The organism is Streptomyces sp. NPDC051662 (assembly GCF_040681655.1).
Taxonomy (GTDB): domain Bacteria; phylum Actinomycetota; class Actinomycetes; order Streptomycetales; family Streptomycetaceae; genus Streptomyces.
In genome coordinates this window covers 63,330-85,040 of the sequence record NZ_JBFAZD010000011.1, presented here as the reverse complement: position 1 = coordinate 85,040, position 21,711 = coordinate 63,330, and the positions used below count along the sequence as shown (strand labels likewise).

The 21,711-nt window shown below is 70.2% G+C and carries 20 protein-coding genes and 1 pseudogene; 12 read left to right on the top strand and 9 right to left on the bottom strand.

The annotated features are described in order from the left end of the window. Window positions 1-11: 11 nt before the first annotated feature. Complete coding sequence (locus AB0M67_RS19940) at window positions 12-827, top strand: CoA ester lyase (RefSeq protein WP_365747131.1); 816 nt, start codon at window positions 12-14, stop codon at window positions 825-827. Window positions 828-870: 43 nt separating this feature from the next. On the opposite strand, the gene AB0M67_RS19935 is transcribed toward AB0M67_RS19940, so the two are convergent. Next, window positions 871-1,503: an isochorismatase family protein gene (locus tag AB0M67_RS19935; protein WP_365747130.1), complete on the bottom strand. Its 633-nt coding sequence runs from the start codon at window positions 1,501-1,503 to the stop codon at window positions 871-873. Window positions 1,504-1,731: 228 nt separating this feature from the next. On the opposite strand from AB0M67_RS19935, the gene AB0M67_RS19930 reads away from it, so the two are divergent. Then, on the top strand, window positions 1,732-2,172 hold the full coding sequence (locus AB0M67_RS19930; RefSeq protein WP_365747128.1) for a helix-turn-helix domain-containing protein: 441 nt from the start codon (window positions 1,732-1,734) through the stop codon (window positions 2,170-2,172). Window positions 2,173-2,304: 132 nt separating this feature from the next. Here the strand turns inward: AB0M67_RS19930 and AB0M67_RS19925 are convergent, their stop codons facing one another. The 4 genes from AB0M67_RS19925 to AB0M67_RS19910 form a co-directional block, all read right to left on the bottom strand. Next, window positions 2,305-3,777: a gluconate:H+ symporter gene (locus AB0M67_RS19925; RefSeq protein WP_365747126.1), complete on the bottom strand. Its 1,473-nt coding sequence runs from the start codon at window positions 3,775-3,777 to the stop codon at window positions 2,305-2,307. Window positions 3,778-3,977: 200 nt separating this feature from the next. Further along, complete coding sequence (locus AB0M67_RS19920; RefSeq protein WP_365747124.1) at window positions 3,978-4,388, bottom strand: RidA family protein; 411 nt, start codon at window positions 4,386-4,388, stop codon at window positions 3,978-3,980. Continuing rightward, window positions 4,385-5,149 carry an IclR family transcriptional regulator gene (locus tag AB0M67_RS19915; protein WP_365747122.1) on the bottom strand — a complete coding sequence of 255 codons (765 nt, stop codon included), beginning with the start codon at window positions 5,147-5,149 and terminating at the stop codon, window positions 4,385-4,387. Before AB0M67_RS19915 ends, AB0M67_RS19920 begins: the two co-directional genes overlap by 4 nt. Next, window positions 5,146-6,282: a sugar kinase gene (locus tag AB0M67_RS19910; RefSeq protein ID WP_365747120.1), complete on the bottom strand. Its 1,137-nt coding sequence runs from the start codon at window positions 6,280-6,282 to the stop codon at window positions 5,146-5,148. Before AB0M67_RS19910 ends, AB0M67_RS19915 begins: the two co-directional genes overlap by 4 nt. Before the next feature lie 151 nt (window positions 6,283-6,433). Between AB0M67_RS19910 and AB0M67_RS19905 the strand changes: the two genes are divergently transcribed. Next, window positions 6,434-7,777 carry an amino acid deaminase gene (locus AB0M67_RS19905; protein ID WP_365747118.1) on the top strand — a complete coding sequence of 448 codons (1,344 nt, stop codon included), beginning with the start codon at window positions 6,434-6,436 and terminating at the stop codon, window positions 7,775-7,777. A 20-nt stretch (window positions 7,778-7,797) separates the two neighbouring features. Then, complete coding sequence (locus tag AB0M67_RS19900) at window positions 7,798-9,429, top strand: D-aminoacylase (RefSeq protein ID WP_365747117.1); 1,632 nt, start codon at window positions 7,798-7,800, stop codon at window positions 9,427-9,429. A gap of 97 nt (window positions 9,430-9,526) precedes the next feature. Here the strand turns inward: AB0M67_RS19900 and AB0M67_RS19895 are convergent, their stop codons facing one another. Together AB0M67_RS19895 and AB0M67_RS19890 are read right to left on the bottom strand one after the other, a co-directional pair. After that, entirely contained in the window at window positions 9,527-9,856 is a 330-nt protein-coding gene (locus AB0M67_RS19895) for a DUF397 domain-containing protein (protein ID WP_365747116.1), read from the bottom strand. Between the two features lie 80 nt (window positions 9,857-9,936). Beyond that, window positions 9,937-10,302: pseudogene (locus AB0M67_RS19890) on the bottom strand (IS1380 family transposase); the annotation flags it as partial. Between the two features lie 332 nt (window positions 10,303-10,634). Between AB0M67_RS19890 and AB0M67_RS19885 the strand changes: the two are divergent. Further along, window positions 10,635-11,441, top strand: coding sequence for an SDR family oxidoreductase (locus AB0M67_RS19885; RefSeq protein ID WP_078640402.1), 807 nt, complete (start codon window positions 10,635-10,637; stop codon window positions 11,439-11,441). A 36-nt stretch (window positions 11,442-11,477) separates the two neighbouring features. Beyond that, on the top strand, window positions 11,478-12,362 hold the full coding sequence (locus AB0M67_RS19880) for a helix-turn-helix transcriptional regulator (RefSeq protein WP_365747114.1): 885 nt from the start codon (window positions 11,478-11,480) through the stop codon (window positions 12,360-12,362). Between the two features lie 282 nt (window positions 12,363-12,644). Here AB0M67_RS19880 and AB0M67_RS19875 read toward each other — a convergent pair whose 3' ends face one another. After that, on the bottom strand, window positions 12,645-12,992 hold the full coding sequence (locus tag AB0M67_RS19875; RefSeq protein ID WP_365747112.1) for a DoxX family protein: 348 nt from the start codon (window positions 12,990-12,992) through the stop codon (window positions 12,645-12,647). 248 nt (window positions 12,993-13,240) lie between these two features. Between AB0M67_RS19875 and AB0M67_RS19870 the strand changes: the two genes are divergently transcribed. The 6 genes from AB0M67_RS19870 (at window position 13,241) to AB0M67_RS19845 (ending at window position 19,666) form a co-directional block, all read left to right on the top strand. Continuing rightward, window positions 13,241-14,452: a pyridoxal phosphate-dependent aminotransferase gene (locus AB0M67_RS19870; RefSeq protein WP_365747435.1), complete on the top strand. Its 1,212-nt coding sequence runs from the start codon at window positions 13,241-13,243 to the stop codon at window positions 14,450-14,452. An 80-nt stretch (window positions 14,453-14,532) separates the two neighbouring features. Next, window positions 14,533-14,928, top strand: coding sequence for a hypothetical protein (locus AB0M67_RS19865; protein WP_365747110.1), 396 nt, complete (start codon window positions 14,533-14,535; stop codon window positions 14,926-14,928). A 186-nt stretch (window positions 14,929-15,114) separates the two neighbouring features. Continuing rightward, window positions 15,115-16,206 carry a hypothetical protein gene (locus tag AB0M67_RS19860; RefSeq protein WP_365747108.1) on the top strand — a complete coding sequence of 364 codons (1,092 nt, stop codon included), beginning with the start codon at window positions 15,115-15,117 and terminating at the stop codon, window positions 16,204-16,206. Between the two features lie 37 nt (window positions 16,207-16,243). Further along, entirely contained in the window at window positions 16,244-17,434 is a 1,191-nt protein-coding gene (locus AB0M67_RS19855) for a toxic anion resistance protein (protein ID WP_365747106.1), read from the top strand. Continuing rightward, the gene (locus tag AB0M67_RS19850) at window positions 17,431-19,074 is read left to right on the top strand and encodes a VWA domain-containing protein (protein ID WP_365747104.1); all 1,644 of its coding nucleotides are present in this window, start codon (window positions 17,431-17,433) and stop codon (window positions 19,072-19,074) included. The genes AB0M67_RS19855 and AB0M67_RS19850 overlap by 4 nt, the downstream gene beginning before the upstream one ends. Continuing rightward, a complete protein-coding gene (locus AB0M67_RS19845; RefSeq protein ID WP_365747103.1) occupies window positions 19,061-19,666 on the top strand; it encodes a hypothetical protein in 606 nt (201 codons plus the stop codon). The genes AB0M67_RS19850 and AB0M67_RS19845 overlap by 14 nt, the downstream gene beginning before the upstream one ends. 132 nt (window positions 19,667-19,798) lie before the next feature. Here the strand turns inward: AB0M67_RS19845 and AB0M67_RS19840 are convergent, their stop codons facing one another. Further along, window positions 19,799-21,634, bottom strand: coding sequence for a phosphoenolpyruvate carboxykinase (GTP) (locus AB0M67_RS19840; protein WP_365747101.1), 1,836 nt, complete (start codon window positions 21,632-21,634; stop codon window positions 19,799-19,801). Window positions 21,635-21,711 lie beyond the last annotated feature (77 nt).

Below are 21,711 nucleotides of genomic sequence, written 5' to 3'. Positions count from 1 at the left end.
AGGAGACCATCATGCGGTTCTCGGCGCGAACCATGCTGTTTGTCCCGGGCGACCGGCCCGAGCGCTTCGCCAAAGCCGCGTCCAGCGGTGCGGACGCCGTTCTGCTCGATCTGGAAGACGCGGTCCCTGAGGGCAACAAGGCCCGGGCCCGCGAGGCGGCGGTCGCCTGGCTGGCACGGAGCCCCGGGCTGGTGCGCGTCAACGCTGTCGGCAGCCCCTGGCATGCCGCTGATCTCGCCGCTCTCGCCGAGGCCGGAGCCCTGCGCGGTGTTGTCCTCCCCAAGAGCTCCACCGCGCCGCAAGTGGCCGCCGTGATCGAGCGGCTTCCTCACGGGATGCCCGTGCTGGCGCTGGTCGAGAACGCGATCGGCCTGCGCGAGGCCGCGGCGATCGCCGGTCTTCCGCGGGTGGGACGGTTGCTGTTCGGCAGCATCGACTACGCCCTCGACACGGGCATCACACCGTCCGAGCCGGACGAGCCGGAATTGCTCTGGGCGCGCTCCGCTCTGGTGAACGCTTCACGGGCAGCCGGCCTGCCGGCCCCGCTGGACGGGGTCTTCACCCACCTGGATGACCCGGTGGGCCTGGAGTCCTCATCGAGACGAAGCAGGGCCCTGGGATTCGGCGGCCGGCTGTGCGTACATCCGCGTCAGATCGCCACGGTGCACCACGCATGGCAGCCCGGTGACGACGAGATCCGGTGGGCTCGACGTGTGGTGCGGGCAGGGGGTGACAGCGACGGTGCCGCGGTACGCGTGGACGGACAGATGGTCGATCTGCCGCTCCTGCGGCGAGCCCGGCGCGTACTGGCCCTGGCGGGTGCCTGAGAAGCCCGCCGGCCCGGCCCGGTCGGACCCGCCCGGGACACTCCTAGGCGCGGTAGGCCGCCGAGATCTGTCCCACCAGGACGGCGAACGGCATGTCCAAGGCGGCGTAGACGGCTCCGGCCTCAGGGGCGGCGTTGTCGGCGAGGGCTTCCACCATGAGCGTGGAGTAGTCGCTCAGGACAACGCCCGCCTGCTGCATGCGCAGCAGTCCCGCCTCGCGCTTGGTCGCGCTGAAGGTGCCGGAGGCGTCCACCGCGACGTACGCGTCATGTCCGGCCGCGAGGGCGGAGTACGCGGGGAGGGCCGCGCACACCTCCAGCGACACCCCGGCGAAGATCAGCTTGCGCCGTCCGGTCGCCTCGATGGCCTCGCGCACCCGGTCGTCGTCCCAGGCGTTCACCGAACTCCGGTCAATGATCTCCTGTCCGGCGGGCAGCGCCTCGACCAGCTCCGGCGCGGTGGGTCCCCACATGCTGTCCGCCGCGGTGGTGGTCGTGACCAGCGGGATGTCCAGCGCCGCCGCGGCCTTCGCGAGGGCGACCACGTTGTGCTTCAGCTCGCCGACGGGGATGTCGCGTACGCCGGACAGGAGACCGACCTGATGGTCCACCAGCACCACGGCCACGTTCTCCCGGGTGATCGGGTCCAGGAACCCGCCGCGCTCGCGCTCGTTCATCTTCCGCTCCTTGAGTCGATTGAGCCCCGCGAGGCATGCGTGAACCCCACGAGTAATATAGTCACTAACCTTGATAGTCAGAATCAGTGACTACTTCAAACGTAGAGCACCCCCCACCGAAGTGCAAGGCCGGTCGGGACGCGGTCACCAAGGCACCGCGGGCGACGACTAAAATCGCCGGTCGGTGAGGCAGCGGCGGCGGACGACCGCCGGGACGGGAGCAGACGCATGACGGAGGTCGCACAGCCGGACATCGGTGTGCTCGCCGCGCGCGTGCTGTTCTCCGTGCAGCGCGAGCTGTACGCGAGGCTCGCCGAGCAGGGCTTCGACGACATCCAGCCACGCACCGGCGCCGTACTCGCCCACCTGAAACGCGAAGGCATCCGCGCCAGCGAACTGTCCCGGCTCTCCGGACAGCACAAGCAGGTCATCGGAACCCTCATCGACGACCTGGAACGCCTCGGCTACGTCGAGCGCAGGCCCGACCCCGCCGACCGGCGCGCCAAACTGATCTGCCCCGCGGCCCGCGGTCTGCTCCAGATGGAAGCCGCCTCCTCCATCATGCGAAGCATCGAGGAGCGCCACGCACGCGCACTGGGCGAGCCGGAGTACACCGCCTTCAAGAGCGCGCTCCGCCGGGTCGCCGATCTCCCGCGCGAAACCCACTGAGCCGCTGAGCCGCTGAGCCGCGAAACCCACAGGGCTCACGCGACGAAGCGGCCTGGCCGCCAGTCGCGACCAGACCGCTACGGTCAACCAGGCCCTCGGGCCCGGGTGTTCTGTGTTGTTCTGTGTTCTGTACTAGATGATCAGACTCAGCAGCGCCGCCACCACGAAGCCCGCCACCGACAGCACGGTCTCCAGGACCGTCCAGGACTTCAGCGTGTCGCGCTCCGATATGCCGAAGTACTTCGCGACCATCCAGAACCCGCCGTCGTTGACATGGGACGCGAAGATCGAACCGGCCGAGATCGCCATGATGATCAGGGCGAGATGCGCCTGCGAGAGACCCTGGCCCTCGACCAGCGGGACGACGATTCCGGCCGTGGTGACGATCGCGACCGTCGCCGAGCCCTGGGCGACGCGCAGGACGACCGAGATCAGCCAGGCCAGCAGGATGACCGGCAGGCCGACGTCGTTGAAGGTGTCGGCGAGTGCGTCCGCGATCCCGCTGCCCTTGAGGACCGCGCCGAAGACACCGCCGGCGCCGACCACGAGCAGGATGTTGCCGACCGGCTTGAGCGAGGCGGTGGAGACCGTCTCCAGGGACTTGCGGGACCAGCCACGCCTGATGCCCAGCAGGTAGTACGCGAGCAGCAGCGCGATGGTCAGCGCCACGAAGGGGTGGCCGAAGAACTCGATGACCGAGCGGCCCGTCGACGGATCGAGGGCGATCGACGAGAAGGTCGCGAGCAGGATCAGGAGCAGCGGGGTGCCGATGATCGCGAGGACCGTGCCGAGCGCGACCGGCGTCTCCCGGGGCGTGACACCCGAGGCGCGCTGCTCGGCGGCGACCGCGGCCTTGGCCTCCTCCGCCGCCTCCACCATGTCCTGCGGAACGTCGACGAAGATGCGCTTCCCGATCCAGGCGGCATAGGCCCACGCGGCGAGTACGGCCGGGACGCCGACGACGACACCCATGAGGATGACCCAGCCGAGGTCCACCTTGAAGAGTCCGGCCGCGGCGACCGGGCCGGGGTGCGGGGGCAGGAAGGCATGGGTCATCGAGAGGCCGGCGAGCAGCGGCATCGCGTACAGCAGGATCGATTTTCCGGACCGCTTGGCGGCGGCGTACACGATCGGCGCGAGCACGAAGATGCCGACGTCGAAGAAGACCGGGATACCGAAGACGACACCGGTGACGCCCATGGCGAGCGGGGCGCGCTTCTCACCGAAGAGGTTCAGCAGCCGGGCGCTCAGCACCTCGGCCCCGCCGGACACCTCAAGGATCGCGCCGAGCATGGTGCCGAGTCCGATGATGATCGCGACATGGCCGAGGATGCCGCCCATCCCGCTCTCGATCATCGAGACGGCGGCGGACTTCTGGACCGTACCGAAGAGTTCGGTGACGGACAGGCCCGCCGCGAGGCCGACGGCTATGGAGACGCCGAGCAGCGCCACGAAGGGCTGGAGCCTGACCTTGATGATCAGGAAGAGCAACAGGACGATGCCGAGGGCGGCGACGGTCAGCAGACCGGCGGTGCCGTCGATCAGGAGCAGCAGACCCCCTGTGTGGGGTGGGGTCTCCGGTGGTGCGTCAGCGGCGAGCAGCATGGGGAGCCTCTGGTCGTGGGCATGGGGGATCACGGCACGACGCCCGGTCTGCGGGCGCCGTGCCGTACGGCGGCGCGGGTACGCGTAAGACGTTCAGCGGTGCGGGTTCTCGGGACGATGGGCGACGGACGACGGGCGACGGGCGGACGGGGCCGCGGTGCTGTGAAGCCTGTGGAGCTGTGGAGCTGTGGAGAGACGGCTCAGCCGAGGACGGCCAGCGCGTCGATCTCGATCAACAGCCCCTTGGGCAGGCCCACATACACCGTCGTACGCGCGGCGGGCGCTTCCTTCAGGCCCTGCTCACCGAAGTAGGCGTTGTAGATCTCGTTCATCTCGGCGAAGTGGTCGACGTCCGTGAGGTAGACGCGCATCATCATGACGTCGTCCCAGCTCGCGCCGCCCTCCTCCAGGATCGCCTTGACGTTGGCGAAGGTCTGGAGGGTCTGCTCGCGCAGGGTCGGGCCCGCGACGGTGGGCGCCTGGCCCTCGACGGCCGGGAGGAAGCCGACCTGGCCCGCGACCTGGAGGATATTGCCCTTGCGGACACCGTGCGAGAACTTCGCCGGCGGGGTGGTGTGGGTCGCGGGGGTCAGTGCGGTCTTGTCGGTCATGAAGCGTCCTTGCTGGGATGGGTGTTGCCGGAATACTCCCTGCTGATCGCGTCGGCGGTACGACGTACCAGCGGGAGCAGGGTGAGGAGTTCCTCGGCGGTGACGACGACATTCGGCGCGGAGACCGACATGGCGGCGACGACCCGGCCGTCCGCACCGCGGATGGGCGCGCCGACACAGTTGATGGACTCCTCGTGGCCGCCGAGATCGGTGGCCCAGCCCTGTTCGCGCACGGTCGCCAGCTCCCTGAGGAAGGCGGCGGCGTTGGAGCTCGAACGGGGCGTGTACATGGGGTAGTCGAGGCGTTCGGCGAGCGCGCGGCGCTCGGCCTCGGGAAGGTCGGCGAGCAGCAGCTTGGCGACGGCGGCCACGGTGATCGCGACCGGTTTGCCGATCCGCGAGTACATCCGGACCGGGTAGCGGCTCTCCACCTTGTCGATGTAGACGACCTCGCCCTCCTCGTACACCGCGAGATGGACGGTGTGACCGCACTGGCTGTTGAGCGCGACCAGATGGGAGTGGGCGATGTCACGCATGTCGAGGTTCTCGACGGCCTCCTGGGCGAGCGCGAAGAGACGCGCGCCGAGGCGGTAGCGGTTGTCCTGCTGGCGGTAGACGAGCCCGTGTTCATGGAGCGTACGGAGCAGCCGGAGCGCGGTGGACTTGTGCACGCCGAGCCGGTCGGCGACCCGTCCGAGGTCGGCGGGTCCCTGGGCGAGCAGCGGCAGAATGCTCAGTGCCCGGTCGACGGTCTGGCTCATGGGGTACGTACCTCCTGCTCCGTGGCCGCCGTCCAGCCGGGGCCGAGACGAAGTGTCCCCCAGGTGGTGTCGTCGAGGCCCACGAGCCGGTCGGCTTCCGCCCGCGAGGGTGGTGTGCCGAGGTCTCCGGGGACGGTGAGGGTCGCCGCGGCCATCAGATGGCCGTGCCGGAGCCGGGCGGCGGCGGGCAGTCCGCGGAGGGTCGCGGAGAGGAACCCGGCGGCGAAGGCGTCCCCGGCGCCGACGGGCGCGACGACATCGACGCGCAGCGCGGGCACGGACGTGACGGTGTCACCGCCACCGGCGCCGCCCCGGTCGCCGACGCCGACGCCCTCCACGTCACCGGCGCCGTCCCGGCCACCGGCGCCATCCCCGCCACCGTCGCCGCCCGCGATCCGCTCGTACACCGTCGCCCCCGCGCCGCCCCGCTTCACCACCAGCGTCGCCGGCTCCGGGAGCGCGGCCCGGATCGCGTCCCCGCCGTGCAGGTCCCACGCCTCGGCCGCCTCGTCCTCACCGACGAAGACCAGATCGGCGCCCCGGGCGAGGTCCAGCAGAACGCGGGCGCCCGAGCCGTCGCGCCAGAGCCCGGGGCGGTGGTTGACATCGAAGGAGATCAGCGGGCGTCCCGGCGCCCGGCCGGTCAGCTCGCGCATCAGGGCGAGGCAGTCGTCCGAGAGCGCGGCCGTGATGCCCGACACGTGCAGCACGCGCCCGGCCCACAGATCGTCGTACGACAGGGTCCCCGGCGCCATCGCGGAGGCGGCGGAGCCCGCACGGTAGTAGGCGACCTCGTGCGCGTCGGTGGCGCGGTCCGTCGCCGTACGGAAGTAGATGCCGGTGGGCCGGTCCGGGTCGCGGCGTACGCCCGAGGTGTCGACCCCGTACGCGGCGATCGCGTCGACGAGATGGTCGCCGAAACCGTCGGCGCCGACCCGGCTGACCCACTTCACGGTGTGCCCGGCGGCGGCCAGCGCGCAGGCGACATTGGATTCGGCGCCGCCGATCGTACGGGCGAAGGAGGGGACGTCGGCGAGGCGGCCCGGGAGCGAGGGCAGGAAGGTGACCATGGATTCACCGAGGCAGACGGCATCCACGCCGGGGTGGAGGTCCGTGTCTACGGTTCCGGTCACTCTGGGGCTCCTCGCCGCTCGACCGGCCCTGGGCCGGTCACCGTGACGGGTCACCATTGACCCGCTGTCGGCTCGGATGTTAGACAGCCATCAGCGATATACGCAATGGTCATTGCATGTACTGCAACGAGATCGATAGTGGGGAGGCTCCATGGCCGCCGGCCGACGAACGGACGAGCTCAACGGACTCGACGAGCTCAACGGACCCAATGGACTTCAGGGGCCGAGCGGCCCGCGGGAGTTGAGCGACGAACGCGTCGACCACCGCTTCAAGGGCCTCCCGCCGGACGCGGACGGCCTGACCGTCGGCGCGCTCGCCGCCGAGCGCCGCTCGCTGTTCACCGGTGGCTTCACCACCCCGGTCCTCGCCCTCTCCGCCGAGTCGGTCGAGCTCAATCTCGCCCTCCTGGAGACCTACTCCGAGCGCCATGGCCTCGCCTTCGCCCCGCACGGCAAGACCTCCATGTCCCCGCGGCTCTTCGCACGCCAGCTGGAGCACGGCGCCTGGGGCATCACCGCCGCCGTACCCCACCAGGCCCGCGTCTACCGCGCGTTCGGCATCCAGCGGATCTTCCTCGCCAATGAAGTGGTCGACGCGGCGGCGCTGCGCTGGCTCGCCGCCGAGCTGGACCGCGACCCGGGCTTCCGCTTCGTCTGTTACGTCGACTCCGTACGCGGCGTCGAGCTGATGGACGAGGCCCTGCGGGCCGCCGGCGCGATCCGCCCGGTGGAGGTCGTGGTCGAGCTGGGCGCGGGTGAGGGGGCGCGTACCGGCGCGCGTACGGAGGCGGAGTGCGCGGCGGTCGCGGACGCGGTGTCGGCCGTACCGACCCTGCGGCTGACCGGGGTCGCCGGGTACGAGGGCGAGGTGCCGGGGGCCGATGGCGAGTCCGTCCGCGCCTGGCTGCGCCGGCTGGTCGCGCTGGCGGCGGAGTTCGACGCGGCGGGACGGTTCGGGGACACGGACGAGATCGTGGTCAGCGCGGGCGGCAGCGCCTGGTTCGACGCGGTCGCCGATGTCTTCGCGGAGATCCCCGCCCTCTCCCGGCCCGTGCTGAAGCTGCTGCGCTCCGGCGCGTACGTCTCGCACGACGACGGCCACTACCTCCACCTCACCCCCTTCAACCGCGTCCCCGAGGAGGGCTCCCTCCAGCCCGCCTTCCGGCTCTGGGCGCAGGTCGTCTCCCGCCCGTCGGCCGGGCAGGCGTTCGTCAACGCCGGCAAGCGGGACGCGGCGTACGACCTCGATCTACCGGTGGCGCAGGTGGTACGGGACGGCCGCACCGGCGAGATCCGCCCGGCGACGGGGATCACGGTGACGGGCCTGTCCGACCAGCACGGCTGGCTGACCACGGCATCCGAAGCCGCACTGGAGGTCGGTGACTGGGTCGGGATGGGGCTGTCCCACCCCTGTACGTCGTTCGACAAGTGGCAGCTGATCCCGCTGGTGGAGGCGGACGGCACGGTCACCGACCTCATCCGTACGTTCTTCTGACCTCTGGGGGGCCTTCGCACATGGATCTCGTCATTCGGGACGTACGGGTCATCGACGGCACGGGCGGCCCTTCGTACCGCGCCGATGTCGGCGTCGAGGACGGCCGTATCGCGGCGATACGGCGCGAGGGCGAGCCGCGCCCGTCCGGCGCCCGCGTCCTCGACGCCGCCGGGCTCGCCCTCTCCCCCGGCTTCATCGACATGCACGCGCACAGCGATCTCGCCCTGCTGCGCGACCCCGACCACTCCGCGAAGGCCGCGCAGGGCGTCACCCTTGAGGTGATCGGCCAGGACGGGCTGTCGTACGCGCCCGTGGACGACACGACCCTCGCGCAGGTCCGGCAGGCGATCACCGGCTGGAACGGCGGTGCGCCCGGGGACACGACCATCGACTTCGACTGGCGCACGGTCGGCGACTATCTGGACCGGCTCGACCGCGCCTTCGAGGGCCAGGGCTTCGACGGCGCGGGCATCGCGGTCAACGCCGCGTATCTGATCCCGCAGGGCACGGTCCGTATGTACGCGGTCGGCTGGGACGACCGGCCCGCGACGGACGCCGAACTGGACCGGATGAAGCGGCTGGTGGCCGAGTCGATGGAGCAGGGCGCGGTCGGGATGTCCTCGGGGCTGACCTACACGCCCGGGATGTACGCGAAGGACTCGGAGCTGGCCGAGCTGTGCCGGGTGGTGGCGCGGTACGACGGCTACTACTGCCCGCACCACCGCTCGTACGGCGCCGGGGCGCTCCAGGCGTACGAGGAGATGGTGGCGCTCACCCGGCAGGCGGGCTGCGCCCTCCATCTCGCTCACGCCACCATGAACTTCGGCGTGAACAAGGGCAGGGCGCCCGAGCTGCTCGCGCTGCTCGACAGGGCCCTGGACGCGGGCGCGGACATCTCGCTCGACACGTATCCGTACACCCCGGGGTGCACCACGCTCGTCGCGATGCTGCCCAGCTGGGCGAGCGAGGGCGGTCCCGACGCCACCCTGGAGCGGCTGCGCGACGAGGCGACCGCCGAGAGGATCCGCCACCACATGGAGGTCATCGGCGCGGACGGCTGCCATGGCGTGCCCATCGAGTGGGACACCATCGAGATCTCCGGGGTCTCGTCCGCCGGTCTCGCGGACCATGTCGGCAGGACGGTCGCGGAGTCCGCGGCGCGGGCGGGCGAGACCCCCTGGACCACGGCCCGCCGGCTGCTGATCGAGGACCGGCTCGGCTCGACGATCCTCCAGCATGTGGGCCACGAGGAGAACGTGCGGCGGATCATGCGCCACCGCGTCCACACGGGCGGCAGCGACGGCATCCTCCAGGGCGCCAAACCGCATCCGCGCGCCTACGGCACGTTCCCGCGGTATCTGGGCCGGTACGCGCGCGAGCTGGGCATCCTGACCCTGGAGGAGTGCGTGGCACATCTCACCGGGCGCCCGGCCGCCCGCCTGCGCCTCCCCGACCGTGGCCTGGTCCGCGAGGGCTACCGCGCGGACCTGGTCCTCTTCGACCCGGACACCGTCGCGGCGGGCTCCACCTTCGAGAATCCGCGCGTGCCGCCGGTGGGCATCCCGCACGTACTGATCGACGGCCGGTTCGTGATCGAGGACGGCCGCCGCACGAATGTCCTGGCGGGCCGCTCGGTACGCCGCACCGCCTGACCCGGTCCGGTCCCGGCCGGCCGACGGCGAGGAGCGCCCGGCTCACCGCGGTGGCCGGGCGCTCCTCCTGGTCATGGGCGAGCCGGTGCGCTGACGATCAGTTGAACTCGCCGTCCGCCGCGCCGCGCACGAACGCCTGCCACTCGTCGGCGCCGAACAGCAGGGCGGGGCCGCTGGGGTTCTTGCTGTCACGTACGGCACGACCGCCGCCGGACGCGCGGGCGGAGCGGGCCAGGCGGGCGGGCACGTTGATCAGGCGATCACGGATGGTGGCGGTGGTCGCCCTGGCATGGAACGCGGAGGCCAGGGCGCCGGTGGCGCGGGTCAGGTTGTGTGCCAGGGCCGCCAGGGCGAGCAACGCGGCATTGGCCTGGAAATGACCGGACGGCGCGTGGGCGAAGCCGCTGTTCCTGACATCGGCGATCACCTGCTCGACGACAGCGTGCCGGCGGTAGGCGGCCTGGTCCGCGCCGGGCAGCAGCGGGGTGTGACGGGCCAGTTCGTGCGGAACCGGCGGGCCACGGCGTGCAGTTGCTTCACATGCCCGTGGGTGAAGGAGCGCAGGAACGACCCCAGCGTGGACGGGGCCCGCACTCCGGAGAACAGGCGGCCCATCGCGCCGTGCCGCAGCCGGTCCATGTCGTCGATGCTGTCGGCGCCCGCGGCCATGCCGCCCACCAGCGACATCAGTTTCGCCGCTGGGAAGGCGCCGGTGCCGTCCTTCGAGGCGGGCAGCCGGACGTGCTCGCCGGCCAGCTTGGGCAGACCGCACCGCTCGGCCAGCCGCACCACCGGCTCCAGCCCGCCGTACGCGATCAGGTTCGGATCATCGAACGCGGATGAGACCGCCGCCGCGGCATGGGAACTTCGCATCTCGGAAGTGCCTCGTCGATCGTGCCTGATGTGGTCCTAGACAAACCCCATCATCGCAGGTCGCAAGGCACTTCTTCGTTTCTGGGTGAACCATCCACGGGCATCAAGCCGGGGTGATCCGGACTCAGCGCACCAGGGAAGGGGGGCCCTGACAGTACCTGTATCACCAGGGTCTCCCCGACGTTCCAAACGCCTGTCAACCTGGTTGAGTCGAAAGCGCCGACAACACTCCATGGAAACGCACTGCAGCTTTACCATCATCATTCAATTCAGCTGCCCCGAATACGCGACCGTGTCGGCGCATTCTTTTACAACAGAAGGGACGGAGACCAATGGCGGAGAACCAGTTCACCACTCACACAGAACTTTTCGACCTGAGGGGAAAGTACGCCCTTGTCACTGGCGGCACCAGAGGCATTGGGATGATGATAGCGCGCGGCCTTCTCCAGGCGGGCGCCCGCGTCGTCATCAGCTCACGCAACGCAGACACGTGCGCGGAGGCACAGCGTCTACTGTCCGAATTCGGCGACGTGCGAGCAATCCCCGCCGACCTGTCCAGGCACGACGAGTGTCAGCGCCTCGCTGATCTTGTCCAGGCCGACTCGGAACGCCTGGACATCCTTGTCAACAACGCGGGAGCGATGCGGCGCGAGCCGCTGGCGACGTTCCCGGACGAGGCCTGGGATGCAGTGCTCGACCTCAACCTCAAGTCGCCGTTCTGGCTGGTGCAGGCACTGCTCCCGGCACTTCGTAAGGCGGGCACCGCCGATGATCCCGCACGGATCATCAACATCGGCAGCATCGCCGCCATCCACGTCGCCCCGTCGCCCAACTACTCGTACGCCAGCAGCAAAGCGGCACTCCATCAACTCACCAGGGTACTTGCCAGGGAGCTGGGCCCACAGCACGTCACGGTGAACGCGGTAGCACCGGGAGTGTTCCCGTCGCAGATGATGGACTCCACGCTCGATGCCATCGGCGACACGATCGCGGCGTCGGCCCCTCTGCGCCGGCTCGGCCGCGACGACGATATGGCGGGTGCCGCCGTGTTTCTCGCCAGCCGGGCTGGGTCCTACCTCACGGGCGCCATCATCCCGGTGGACGGCGGTACCGCAACGACCGCATCGGGTATCCATTAAACTGCGGGACGGGCTTACGGTGAGGAGATAACCGCGATGGATCTACGCACCGAGATCCGGGAGTTTCTCAGCTCACGTCGCGCCCACATCGCACCCGAGCAGGCGGGCCTGCCCGCTTACGGCGGCAACCGCCGGGTCAAAGGTCTGCGCCGCGAGGAGGTCGCGCTACTGGCGGGGGTATCGGTCGACTACTACGTGCGCATGGAGCGCGGCAGCCTCGCCGGTGCCTCCGACGGCGTGCTTGAGGCGTTGGCCTCTGCCTTGCAGCTCGACGAAGCCGAGCGCGACCATCTGTTCCACCTCGCGCGCCAATCGAGGGCGCCCCGCAGCCCACGCCGGCGCAGGCCTGCCGTAGCGGTGCGCTCGACGCTGCAGCAGGTGCTCGACGCGATCTCCGATGCGCCGGCCTGGATCGGTAACGGCCGTTATGACGTGCTCGCCATGAATCAACTCGCTCGCGCGCTGTATTCACCGGTGCTGGCTGACCCGCGACGGCCCGCGAACACCGCGCGGTTCGTCTATCTGAACCCCGCGACGGCCAGAGATCTCTTTGTCGACTACGACCAGGTTGCCGGTGACGCGGCCGCGAAGCTGCGCATGGCAGCCGGCCGCAATCCGCACGACGAGGAACTGATCGCCCTAGTCGGCGAACTGTCAACGTGCAGTGAGCTATTTCGGCAGCGGTGGGCATCTCAGGACGTGCGGCTGCACCGGTCCGGCCGCAAGCGTATGCACCATCCGATCGTGGGCCAGCTCGACTTGGACGTCGAATCCCTGGAACTGCCCGCCGAACCCGGCCTGCACCTCAACATCTACACCGCACCCGCGGGCACACCGACCGCTGACAATTTGGCGCTCTTGGCGTCGTGGGCGGCCACCCAACAGACGCTGGCGACCGAGCTCGAAGCACACAACGGATAGTCCAACCCCTTCAGCCGTACCAGGGTCCGTCTCCCCGACCAGCGCGGGCAGACCGCACCGCTCGGCCAGCCGCACCACCGGCTCCAGCCCGCCGTACGCGATCAGGTTCGGATCATCGAACGCGGATGAGACCGCCGCCGCGGCACGGGAAGACTGCATCTCGGAAGTGCCTTGTCGATCGTGCCTGATGTGGTCCTAGACAAACCCCATCATCGCAGGTCGCAAGGCACTTCTTCGTTTCTGGGTGAACCATCCACCGGCATCAAGCCGGTGGATCCGGGCTCAGGCCGAGGCGAGCCGCAGCACCAGCGCCGCGACGGCGAGCAGGAAGAGGACGACGACCGGCGCGATCGCGTAGTCCTTGACCCGCAGGTGCGTGATGGCGGCGCCGATGAAGTAGAGGATCACGCCGATCGCGGCGGCGACGCCGAGCAGCGGCACCCAGAGCCCGACGATCAGCCCGACCGCGCCCGCCGACTTCAGCGTGGCGAGGCGCGGCAGCCAGCTCTCGGGCACACCGAGCCCGAGCATCGAGCCGACGATCTTCTCCTGCCGGGTGAAGGTACCGACGGCGGAGCCGGTCAGGGCGACGGCGAGCAGGATGCCGACGACGGCATAGGCGATGAACACGGTGACCTCTCGGAGATGTAGGCGGCAGCGACGGACCGCGGGCCCCGGGCCCGCGAGGATCGGCCGGGCGGGGACGGGCGGGCAGGGCTGCCCTCGACCGGGACCCGGCCGATTTCCTTCAGTACCTTACTTTAAGTAAGCCACATTGCCCAGACCCACCCGCCACGAGACCAGAGATGGGGCGAAGTGGTCCGGACGTGGCCAAAACCACCGAGCGGCGCCGCCCGCACCGCCGTAAGGTGGCCGCCATGCAGGTCATCCAGTCGACGAAGCTCGCCAACGTCTGTTACGAGATCCGGGGCCCGGTCCTCGATGAGGCGATGGCGCTCGAAGCAGCCGGCCATCGCATCCTCAAGCTCAACACCGGCAACCCCGCGGCCTTCGGCTTCGAGTGCCCGCCGGAGATCCTTGAGGACATGCTCCGCAATCTGTCCGGGGCACATGGCTACGGCGACGCGAAGGGTCTGCTGTCCGCGCGGCGCGCGGTGATGCAGCACTACCAGACCAAGGGCATCGAGCTGGGCGTCGAGGACATCTACCTCGGCAACGGCGTCTCCGAGCTGATCCAGATGTCGATGCAGGCGCTGCTTGACGACGGCGACGAGGTGCTCGTACCCGCCCCGGACTATCCGCTGTGGACCGCGTCGGTCTCCCTCGCGGGCGGTACGGCCGTGCACTACCGCTGCGACGAGCAGGCCGACTGGATGCCGGACCTCGCCGACATCGAGCGGAAGATCACCGATCGGACCAAGGCGATCGTGATCATCAACCCGAACAATCCGACCGGCGCCGTGTACGGCGAGGAGATGCTCGGCGCGCTCACCGAGATCGCCCGCCGCCACAACCTGATCGTCTGCTCGGACGAGATCTACGACCGGATCCTCTACGACGGGGCCACCCACACCCCGACCGCCGCCGTCGCGCCCGATCTGCTCACCCTCACCTTCAACGGGCTCTCCAAGAACTACCGGGTGGCCGGGTTCCGCTCCGGCTGGCTGGCGGTCTGCGGTCCCAAGGCGCACGCCGGCTCGTACATCGAGGGGCTGACCATCCTGGCCAATATGCGGCTGTGCGCCAATATGCCGTCGCAGCACGCGGTGGCCACGGCGCTGAACGGCCGGCAGTCGATCCAGGATCTGGTGCTGCCGGGGGGCCGGATCCTGGAGCAGCGGAACACCGCGTACGACCTGCTCACCTCGATCCCGGGCGTGACCTGCGTCAAGCCCAGGGGCGCGCTCTATCTCTTCCCGCGGCTCGACCCCAAGGTCTTCAAGATCAAGGACGACCGGCAACTGGTGCTCGATCTGCTGCGCGCCGAGAAGATCATGGTCGTGCACGGTACGGGGTTCAACTGGCCGGAGCCGGACCACTTCCGGATCGTGACGCTGCCCGCGGCACAGGATCTGGCCGACGCGGTGACCAGGATCGGGACGTTCCTGGACGGTTACTCCCAGCCGTAGGACGACAACCTTCGGACTCCACTCAACTTTAGACTGAATCCAAGGTAGGATGGTCTCCTGACACGCCAGGAGGCCCTCCCATGTACGAGCCGATCCGTACCAAGTCGGTCCACGCGCTGGCCGACACCGCCGACTTTCCCCACCGCAGCCGCGAGGAAGAGCTGAACATCCAGCTCGCCGGGCATCTCTCCGCCCTGCTCGCCGTCACGGACGAGCTGGGTCTCGACGCCGCCGCCGAGTCCATCGCCGGACAGATCGCCAGGCTGCGCGGGGCCCCGCCGGCCCGGCACGCGGGCCTCACCGGCGCTGACCCGGCCGCGCTGCACCGCCGCGCGCTCGCCCTCGCGGGCCGCGCCCTGGTCGTCGCCGCCTCGCGCGCCGACACGGCCGCGGCGATCCTCTCCGCCGAGCGGATGGACGCGCACACCGCCGCGCTGCACGAGCCGCACGAACCCCGGCTCGTCGGCGCCCGCTGACGGCCCCGGTCCGCGGGCCGCGGAGGCGCGCGGACCGGGCGCCACACACGACGCGGTCCGGCTCCGGACTCGCTCCGGCCGCGTCCGGGGGACCCGATCCCTCCGGTTCCGCACCGGGATGGGCCCTTCACCTTCCGTACACCCAACTCTCCCCAGAACATAGGCTTCTGGGAGCACGCTTCCCTCGTGAAACGCATCGTAGGAATCGTTCTGGCGGTGCTGCTGATCGGCGGCGTGGCAGCGGCTGTCGTGGCAGGCCGGGAAACCCAGGGAACGGGCGAGGGCACGGCAACGAAGACCGTGCGAGGTGTGATCGGTTCGGAGAAGGGTGAGTTCTTCGCCGATCCCGATGTGGTGAAGGCCCTGGCGGACAAGGGCTTCACCGTCAGGACAGAGACTTCCGGCTCCTGGGCGATGGAGGAACTGCCCCTCACCGGCTATGACTTCGCCTTCCCCGCCTCCCAGGCACCGGCCAAGGAGCTGGACGCGAAGTACAAGGTGCAGGGCGGCCCGCTGCGGCCCTTCTACTCGCCACTGGTCGTCGTGGCACACCGCCCGGTCGCCCAGGTCCTGGCGCGCAACGGGCTGGCCGCCCTCGACGGGAAGCCGGGCGCGGAAGCGCGCGGCACGCTCCGGATGGGCCCGTACCTCGACGCCGTCCGCGCGGACCGTACCTGGCAGCAGCTCAAGGGCGCCTCGGCGCACGCCGAGCTGAACGGGACGGTCTTCATCAGCAGCACCGACCCCGAGACCTCCAACTCCGGCGCGCTCTATCTCGCCGCCGCCTCCTTCGTCGCCAACGGCGGACTCGTCACCGACGCCCGCGCGGTCGACCGTACGGCGCCGCTCCTCAAGAAGCTGATCGCGCCGCAGGGCGCCCAGCAGACCAGCTCCGACGCGCCGTTCCGTGACTTCATCAGCGGGGCCGGCAATCCGCTGGTGCTGGTGTACGAGTCGCAGGTGGCCTCGCTGCTGCTCCAGAAGCAGGACGTCGGGGACCTGGTCGTGCTCTACCCGGACACCACGGTCAACAGCGACCACACGCTCGTCCCGCTCACGGCCGACGGCCGCGCGCTCGGCGAACTGCTCACCACCGACAAGCGGCTGCGCGAACTGGTGGTACGCCATGGCTTCCGCCCACAGGGAGCGGCGGCCGAGTTCACCGCGGCGACCGCCCCCCACACCTCCGCTCTCAACCAGACGCTGACCGGCGTCCACCAGGCGCCCGTGCCCACCACCCAGTGGCTCCAGGCGATGGCGCGGCGGAGCCGGTCCTGATGCCTTTCCGGCGCAGACACATACCCAGGGGGACCAGATGACCACGGAGAACACGGCGGGCGCGCCGAGCGAGCTGATCCTCACGCCGCCCGAGCCCGTCGCCCCGGTCCGTACGGAACAGGCTGCGGGGCTGGTACCGCTCGACGCCTCCGTACGCGACGAGATGACCCGGCGCGCCACGGACTATGTCGGCTCGCTCGCCGGTCTGGACGCGCGCTCGCCCGAATTCACCACGCGCATCGGGGAGATCGCGGCCCTCGGCTCCGGCGAGATCCGCGGCGCCGCGCAGCAGTCCAACCGGATGCTGGACCGTACGGTCCGCTCGCTCGCGTCCGGCGGCGAGGACGCCCAGTCCCGGGTGTCGTCCTCGCTCGTCGAACTCCGCCGTACGGTCGAGGACCTGGACCCGCGCGACACCCCGGGCAAGGGCGCCCGCCGGTTCCTCTCCAAGCTTCCCGGCGGCAACAAACTGCGCGACCACGCCGCCAAGTACGCCTCCTCACAGTCCACTTTGAACCGGATCGTCAGCTCGCTCAGGGGCGGCCAGGACGAACTGCGCCGCGACAACGCCGCGCTGCACACCGAGCGCACCCGCCTGTGGGAGACCATGGGCAAGCTCCAGGAGTACGCGGTCCTCACCGACGCGCTCGACACCGCGATCGGGGAGCGCATCGCGGCGGTCGACGCGACCGACCCCACGCAGGCGGACGCGCTGCGCGCCGATGTCCTCTTCCCCGTCCGGCAGAAGCACCAGGACCTGCTGACCCAGCTCGCGGTGTGCGCGCAGGGCTATCTGGCGATGGATGTCGTACGGCGCAACAACGAGGAGCTGATCAAGGGCGTCGACCGGGCCGCGACCACCACGGTCTCCGCGCTGCGGATCGCCGTGATGCTGGCCTCGGCCCTGGACAACCAGCGCAAGGTGACCGAGCAGGTGAACGTCCTGCGCTCGACCACCGAGGACCTGATCCGGGGCAACGCGGAGATGCTCGCCACCCAGAGCGGTGAGATCCAGCGCATCGCGGCGGACCCGGCGGTCGGGGCGGAGACACTGCGGTCGGCGTTCCAGCAGATCTACCGGACGCTGGACGCCATCGACACGTACAAGATCCAGGCGACGGAGTCGATGGCGTCGACCGTGGAGTCGCTGACGGCGGAGCTGAAGATCGCGAGCACGCATCTGGAGCGGACCCGTTCCGCGGGCGCCCTGGAAGGCGGCCTTCAGTGACGGGGAAGCGGTCTTCCGGCAGACGGCGGCCGAGGCTGAGGCTGAGGCTGACGGCCACGCTGATCGCGGCGCTGCTCACCGCCACCGCCTGCTCGACGGGCGGCGGCTCCGACGGCGGGCCGAAGGACGCCGGCGACGGCGCCGACACCGCCTACCACCCGGGCACCCTGCGGGTGCTGGCCTCCAGCGAACTCGCGGACACACAGGGCGTGCTGGCCGAGGCGGAGCGCAAGACCGGGGTGAAGGTACGCCCCACCTGGACCGGCACGCTGGACGCCGCCGAGCTGATCGCCTCCGGCAAGGCGGACGGGAAGTACGACGCCGTGTGGCTGTCGTCCAACGACTATCTGCGGCTGCACCCGGGCACGGCCGAGCGCCTCACCAACGAGACGCCCCTGATGTCCTCCCCCGTCGCCCTCGGTGTCAAGGCGGCCACCGTCGCCCGGCTCGGCTGGCGGCCGGACGACGTCACCTGGTCACAGGTGCACCAGGCGGTGCTGGCCGGGAAGCTGACGTACGGGATGACCGACCCCGTACGGTCCAACTCCGGTTTCTCCGCGCTGATCTCGGTCGCGTCCGGGCTGTCGGGCGCGCAGTCCGCGCTGACGGACGCCGATGTGCGCCGGGCGACGACCGAGCTGAAGGAGTTCTTCACCGGGCAGAAGCTGACCTCCGGCTCCTCCGGCTGGCTGGCGTCCGCGTACACCCGGAACGGCAGCGTGGACGCGCTGGTCAACTACGAGTCGGTGCTGCTCTCGATGAACCGCGACAGCCACACAGGACTCACCGTGATCCGCCCGAAGGACGGGGTGGTGACCGCCGACTACCCGCTGACACTGCTGACGTCGGCGTCGCCCGAGGCGCGGGAGTCGGGCCAGGCGCTCACCTCGTATCTGCGCGGCCCGGAGGCGCAGAAGGCGCTGACCGAGGAGACCTTCCGCCGCCCGGTCGTACCGTCGGTGAAGCCCGCGGCGGGTCTTGACACCGAGAAGCGGCGCGAACTGCCCTTCCCCGGCTCGCGGTCGGTCGCGGACGGGCTGCTCGACTCGTACGAGAACCAACTGCGCCGGCCCTCGCGCACCGTGTACGTACTGGACACCTCGGGCTCGATGCGAGGCGACCGGCTGTCCCGGCTGAAGGCGGCGCTGGCCGGGCTCACGGGCACGGACGACTCCGCGACCGGGGAGCGCTTCCGGGACCGGGAGGAGGTGACGCTGATGCCGTTCGGCTCGTCGGTGAAGCGGGTCGGTACGCATACGGTGGACCCGCGCGATCCGGCCGCCGCGCTGAACGGGATCCGTACGGACGCCGGGTCGCTGACCGCGTCCGGCGAGACGGCCATCTACAGCAGCCTGCGGGAGGCGTACACACGGCTGGGCACGGGCGAGGCCGACGCCTTCACCTCGATCGTGCTGATGACGGACGGCGAGAACACCACCGGAAGCGGTCCTGGCGACTTCGACGCCTTCTACGGGAAGCTGCCGGCCGCCCAGCGAGCCACGCCCGTCTTCCCGATCCTCTTCGGCGACTCGGACCGCGCGGAGCTGACGCATATCGCCGAACTGACGGGCGGGCGGCTGTTCGACGCGACCCGCGGTTCGCTCGACGGCGCCTTCGAGGAGATCCGTGGCTACCAATAGATTCCTCGGCTATCTGGAGTCCCGCAAGAACCTCACGGGCAGCGCGGCGGGGCTGGCGGGCCTGGCCCTCACCTTCACCGGACTCGCGGGCGCGTACTGGCCGGTGGTCGTCGCGGGGCTGTACGGCGCGGGCGCGCTGATCGCCCCGCCCGAGCGCCCGGCCGCGCCGCCCTTCACCGATCCCTCGGAGCAACTGGACGAGCTGCGCGGTGACTTCGATCAGCTCATGACCTATCTGGGCGAGGTGGACCTGCCTCCCGCGGCGGCCGGCCGGCTGACCGAGCTGACCGAAACGCTGGGAGCCCTGCTGGAACCCGGCTGGGTCACGGACGCCCTGGCCCGGGACCCGGAGGCGGTCCACACCCTGTCCAGGGCGGTCCGCCAGGACATCCCGGAGTCGGTCGACACGTTCGTACGCACCCGCTGGTGGACCCGTCTCCAGCCGGGCACCGAGCCGCCGGAACGCCATCTGGAGCGCCAGTTGACGGTGCTGTACGACGAGGCACACGCGCTGGCGACGGCGCTGCGGGAGGCGGAGGCCCGCAGGCAGGAGACGCATACGCGGTACTTGGAGGACCGGAACAAGCACTGACCGGGGCAGGCACTGACCGGGGCAGGCGCTGACCGGGGCAGGCGCGTACCCCCGGAGCCGTGCGCGGGCTCCGGGGGTACGGGTCGACGGGTGCCGGTACGCGCGCCGGCCGGGATGCCGGCGGGACCGCCGTCAGCCCAGGCGCTCGACCAGGGCGTGGTATTCGTCCCACAGCTCCTTGGGCGCGTGGTCGCCGAAGGTGTTGAGGTGCTCGGGGACGAGCGCCGCCTCCTCGCGCCAGACCTCCTTGTCGACCGAGAGCAGGAAGTCCAGCTCGGAGTCCGACAGCGGCAGGCCCTCGGTGTCCAGGGCCTCCTTGGTCGGCAGGATGCCGATCGGGGTCTCGACGCCCTCGGCCTTGCCTTCCAGACGCTCCACGATCCACTTCAGGACGCGGCTGTTCTCACCGAAGCCGGGCCAGACGAACGTGCCCGCGTCGTCCTTGCGGAACCAGTTCACGTAGTAGATCTTCGGCAGCTTCGACTCGCGGCCCTCCCGCGCCGCGTCGCTGCCGACCTTGACCCAATGGCCCATGTAGTCCCCCATGTTGTAGCCGCAGAACGGCAGCATGGCGAACGGGTCGCGGCGCAGCTCGCCGACCTTGCCCTCGGCGGCGGCCGTCTTCTCGGAGGCGACGTTGGCTCCGAGGAAGACGCCGTGCTGCCAGTCGAAGGACTCGGTGACCAGCGGTACGGCGGAGGCGCGACGGCCGCCGAAGAGGACGGCCGAGATCGGGACGCCCTTGGGGTCCTCCCACTCGGGCGCGATGATCGGGCACTGCCCGGCCGGGACGGTGAAGCGGGCGTTGGGGTGGGCGGCGGGCGTGCCGGACTCCGGTGTCCAGTCGTTGCCCTTCCAGTCGGTGAGGTGGGCGGGCGGTTCCTCCGTCATGCCCTCCCACCAGACGTCGCCGTCGTCGGTGAGCGCCACGTTGGTGAAGACCGAGTTGCCCCACATGGTCTTCATGGCGTTGGCGTTGGTGTGCTCGCCGGTGCCGGGCGCGACACCGAAGAAGCCCGCCTCGGGGTTGATCGCGTAGAGCCTGCCGTCCTCGCCGAACCGCATCCAGGCGATGTCGTCGCCGATGGTCTCCACGGTCCAGCCGGAGATGGTGGGCTCCAGCATGGCGAGGTTGGTCTTGCCGCACGCGGAGGGGAAGGCCGCGGCGACATACTTCGACTCGCCCCGCGGGGGCGTGAGCTTGAGGATCAGCATGTGCTCGGCGAGCCAGCCCTCGTCGCGCGCCATGACGGACGCGATACGCAGCGCGTAACACTTCTTGCCCAGCAGGGCGTTGCCGCCGTAGCCCGAGCCGTACGACCAGATCTCGCGGGACTCGGGGAAGTGCGAGATGTACTTGGTGGAGTTGCACGGCCACGGTACGTCGGCCTCGCCCTCGGCGAGCGGCGCGCCCAGCGTGTGGACCGCCTTCACGAAGAAGCCGTCGGAGCCCAGTTCGTCGAGGACCGGCCGTCCCATGCGGGTCATGGTGCGCATGGAGGCCGCGACATACGCGGAGTCGGTGATCTCGACGCCGATCGCGGAGAGCGGTGAGCCCAGCGGGCCCATGCAGAACGGTACGACGTACATCGTCCGGCCGCGCATCGAGCCGCGGAAGACACCCTCGTCCCCCGTGAAGATCTCGCGCATCTCCGCCGGCGCCTTCCAGTGGTTGGTCGGGCCCGCGTCCTCCTCCTTCTCGGAGCAGATGAAGGTGCGGTCCTCGACGCGCGCCACGTCGGAGGGGTCGGAGGCGGCGTAGTAGGAGTTCGGCCGCTTGACCGGGTCGAGTTTGGTGAAGGTGCCCTTGGCGACGAGCTCCCCGCACAGGCGCTCGTACTCGCTCTCGGACCCGTCGCACCAGACCACCCTGTCCGGTTGCGTTATTGCCGCGATCTCGTCGACCCAGGAGATCAGCTCCTGGTGGTTGGTGGGGACGGTGGTGGGAGCCGCGATGTCGCGCGCCACGATTGCTCCTTGGTGAGGGTTTCTGAGGTTGTGCCCCTTGGGGGCCGCGACCCGGATGCTTCGTAGCCGCTCATCCG